Source organism: Desulfitobacterium sp. (genome assembly GCF_034927245.1).
Classification (GTDB): Bacteria; Bacillota; Desulfitobacteriia; order Desulfitobacteriales; family Desulfitobacteriaceae; genus Desulfitobacterium_A.
In genome coordinates this window covers 1-4,132 of sequence record NZ_JAYFQK010000074.1, presented here as the reverse complement: position 1 = coordinate 4,132, position 4,132 = coordinate 1, and the positions used below count along the sequence as shown (strand labels likewise).

Annotated in this window: 4 protein-coding genes; 3 read left to right on the top strand and 1 reads right to left on the bottom strand. The window is 41.0% G+C overall.

The features are described from left to right. Positions 1-109: 109 nt before the first annotated feature. Positions 110-709: an ABC transporter permease gene (locus VB077_RS15785; protein WP_323416217.1), complete on the top strand. Its 600-nt coding sequence runs from the start codon at positions 110-112 to the stop codon at positions 707-709. A gap of 15 nt (positions 710-724) precedes the next feature. Here the strand turns inward: VB077_RS15785 and VB077_RS15780 are convergent, their stop codons facing one another. Next, entirely contained in the window at positions 725-991 is a 267-nt protein-coding gene (locus tag VB077_RS15780; protein WP_323416216.1) for a hypothetical protein, read from the bottom strand. A gap of 133 nt (positions 992-1,124) precedes the next feature. On the opposite strand from VB077_RS15780, the gene VB077_RS15775 reads away from it, so the two are divergent. After that, entirely contained in the window at positions 1,125-2,207 is a 1,083-nt protein-coding gene (locus VB077_RS15775) for a mechanosensitive ion channel family protein (protein WP_323416215.1), read from the top strand. 74 nt (positions 2,208-2,281) lie between these two features. Beyond that, the gene (locus tag VB077_RS15770) at positions 2,282-4,090 is read left to right on the top strand and encodes a MutS family DNA mismatch repair protein (RefSeq protein ID WP_323416214.1); all 1,809 of its coding nucleotides are present in this window, start codon (positions 2,282-2,284) and stop codon (positions 4,088-4,090) included. Positions 4,091-4,132 lie beyond the last annotated feature (42 nt).

Sequence of the window (4,132 nt, the reverse complement as noted above, 5' to 3'; positions counted from 1 at the left end):
ATAGCATTGCCGCTAAATTTCCGCAATTATAGGCAATCGTTTTAGATTCAATCTTCCGTATTCCTGTAAAAAGTCTTGAATTCCCTGGCTTCTACTGCATGCTTAGGATATGATACAATATCTTATAATGAATTTAACGAGGCTTGGAGTTGATTTTTTTGCCTTTTATTCAGATTATATTTTGCTCGGGGACCATAGTCAGGAAAGTGTCAGCCTTTTCTCCAGAAGCATGTTGGTCAATGACGTTGTCCTGAGTATTGCGAATACCAACACCGCCAGTGGAGCGATCAGTGATCTGACCCAATCATTAAACATTGTGATGTTGGTTATTGTTCTGATTTCTTCCTTGCTGGCCATTGTTGTACTGTATAACCTAACCAATATTAACGTCTCGGAGAGAACACGGGAGCTTTCCACCATTTCGGTACTCGGCTTTTATCCCGGTGAAGTGACAGCCTATGTCTATCGTGAAACGATGATTCTTACAACAATCGGAATTTTAGTCGGCTATGTTTTTGGGTTTATTCTCCATCGCTTTATCATTACGACGATGGCCCCTCCAAACGTACTGTTTGACCCTACACTTAAGGCGACCACCTATATTTACGCTGCGGTATTCACCTTCGCTATTTCTTGTGTTGTTATGCTAATTATCCACCATAGGCTCAAACGCATTGATATGGTGGAAGCTTTAAAGTCGGTAGAATAAAGCATAGGAAGTAAATTAATTGGCTTGGAAACGGTATTCACTGATAATCCGTTTGGTCTTAGGGAAAAATTTAAGTTTAGCGATCAAATATTCTTCATCCTGAGGATCAATCCTGACTTCCGAATAACGTTCCGTAAAGCATTGCTCGCAAATCTGCTCCGACTTTAAGAATCTATTGAGTTCATAAATAAAATAGCGATCTCCTAGAGAAAACTGGACAAAAAGAATTGTCGGATGTTGATTATGAATTCCTATAAGCTTAAAGGGTTCAGTATTTTCCACTCATGCTTCACTCCTTTTTTAATGGTAGTATTATTTACCATTAAGAGGAGAATTATAAGAAGCCCTTGGAATTATCATCCTAAAGAATATATGTTATTATAGAACGAAAATAAAGCCAAAGGAGAAAAATTTTATGTCTTGGGAGTACATCACTTCTTATGAAACCCTTAAAAGCTTGGGAATTTCTTTAGGGATATTTCTGCTCTTCCTCTTTTTTAATCGATTTTTTGTTAAATATATTTTCCAGCTCATTTTGAGGTTGAGTAAAAAAACACCTACCGACTTACTATATTTTGTCTGTCTTTCCTTTGAACGTCCCGCTCGCTGGTTCTTTGTGATCATAGGACTATTTGTTGCACTTCATTATTTCCCTTTTATCGATAAAACCAATCCCCTAATTTTAAAGCTCTTTAGAGCTTCGATCATAGTTCTTATTTCATGGGGGCTTTTTATCCTTTCATCCACATCTTCCCTATTATTTTCGAAGCTTGATAAACATTTTAACCTAGAGATTGATCAAATTCTCATCCCATTTCTTTCAAAAGCATTACAGTTTATCATCATCGCCATTAGCATTAGCATCATTGCTCAAGAATTTAATTACGATGTTAACGGGTTTATAGCCGGACTGGGTTTGGGAGGTCTTGCTTTTGCTTTAGCCGCTAAAGACGCTCTAGCTAATTTATTTGGCGGAATTGTTATTATTACGGAAAAGCCCTTTTCACTGGGGGATCATATTATGACCCCAAGTGTAGACGGAACGGTTGAAGAGATAACCTTCCGCAGCACTAAAGTAAGAACCTCTATGCAAGCGCTCGTCACCGTTCCTAATGCGACTTTAGCTAATCAAGCCATTACAAACTGGAGTAAAATGGGTAAACGGCAAATCAGCTTCCGTTTAGGCCTAACCTATAGTACCCCTAAAAATAAGTTGGAAAGTGTAGTCCAACGAATCAAAGATGTATTAAAAAATCATCAGGATATACACCCTGAATCAATCAATGTTACTTTTGATCAATATGGTGAAAGCAGCCTTGATATTTTTCTCAGCTTCTTTACGAAGACAACAAATTTTGATGAATATTTGCTGATCAAAGAAGATATCAATCTCAAGATTATGGAAATCATCGAGGATGAAGGAGTCTCCCTGGCCTTTCCCAGCAGAACAATCTATTTTGATCCCCAAACAGATATTACCCGCGAAAAACATAACTAAATTCAATCTTCTCTTCCCTTTTGGTTATATATGCCATAAAATTGGATTTAGATTAGATTAATCTGGAGGTAAAGATGAGAGAACCCCAAAAAATCTATGAACGCCGAAAACAGGCTTTCGAAAAGCTCCATGCCAAGCAGCAGCAAACCGCCAATCGTTTAAGCAACTATCGTTTAATGACTTCTATCTTAGGATTGGCTCTGGCTTTCTTTTTCTACCAAACATTCAATCATTACTTAGGTATCGCCATTGGTCTTTCCGCTGTAGCCCTTTTCAGCTATTTGGCAATTCAGCATAAGCATGTTCGGACTCAGCTTCGGTATTCTGAAATCTTAATCGGACTTAATCGTCAAGGAGAGGACCGCTTGCTGGGGGACTGGGTAAAATTCCCGGATTTAGGAAGTGAATTCAAGGACGAAAACCATCCCTATGCATCTGATCTGGATCTATTTGGCCAAGGTTCGATCTTCCAATGGATCAACTCTGCTCAAACTCCTCAAGGGCGTGAAACTTTAGCCAATATCCTGAAAGAACCGCTTAAAAACACTTCGGAAATTACCCATAGACAAACCGCCATAACAGAGCTGGGACAAAAACTGTCTTGGCGGCAGCGCTTCGAATCTGAAGGAATTCTGATCTCGGGCCAGCTAAATCCTACTGACTCGCTGATCCGCTGGGCAGAAGAAACGGATGAAGCCTATCTTCAGCCGATGGTCAAGCTGGGCATGCGTGTTTTCCCCGCTGTAACTCTGATCATGATCGTGCTCTATGCCTTTCATCTCGTTCCTTGGCAAATCCCTATTCTCTTAGCCGCTGCCCAATTTCTCCTGCTAAAGGTCTATGGAGCGGAACGTTCTCAAGCCCTATCGACCGTTTATCGCTTTGAAGCAAGTCTAAAGACCTATACGGAAATGCTGAAACACTTTGAAAATCAGAATTTTAATAGTGAGTGGCTTAAAATACGCCAGAAAAAGCTTTGTGATCAGGCCGAACAACCCGCATATCAACAAATAAAAAGGCTCTCTAAAATCGCCGATTGGATTTCCAGCCGGGAAAACGCTATCTTCATAATCGTTAACATTCTAACGCTGTGGGATTATCAATGCATGATCGCCCTGGAAGAGTGGAAAAAGAAATCGGGTAAGTTATTGAAAAATTGGCTGGAGGTTCTTGCCGAGGTTGAAGCTCTCTCCAGCCTCTCTAATATTCGCTTTGATAATCCGGACTGGGCCATACCTGTTATACACGGTTCCGCCGATGCCCTCTCCTCTCTAAAAATGGGTCATCCTTTGCTCACCCGGAAAAGGGTAACGAATGATTTTGCGATGAAATCACCCTCAGGTGTTATTCTTATCACGGGATCGAATATGTCGGGAAAGAGTACCTTTTTGCGGACGATAGGGAGCAATCTCGTTCTTGCCTACGCAGGCGCCCCCGTCTGTGCCGAAGAATTCAGCTGTTCAATGATGAACATTTGGACCTGTATGCGGGTCAGTGATAATTTGGAGCAAAGCATCTCCTCTTTTTATGCGGAAATTCTGCGCATCAAGCAGATTGTGGAAGCCGCTAAAACAGATAAACCCGTGTTCTTCCTTCTCGACGAAATCTTTAAAGGGACCAATTCCCACGACCGCCATTACGGGGCTAAGGCACTCATTAACCAATTGCAAAAGGATGGAGCGCTCGGGCTTATTTCGACCCATGATTTGGAGCTTGGCGATCTGGAAAAGGAAAGTCAAGGCCGGGTTAAGAATTACAACTTCCGCGAGTATTACGAAAATCAGGAAATCCATTTTGATTATAAATTGCGGCCGGGAATCTCGACGACAAGAAACGCGCTCTATCTTATTAAACTGGCAGGGATTGAACTGGATGAGATTTGAGGGATAAGGGGGAGAGAGACGTGTGTCCCAAATATATTCTTG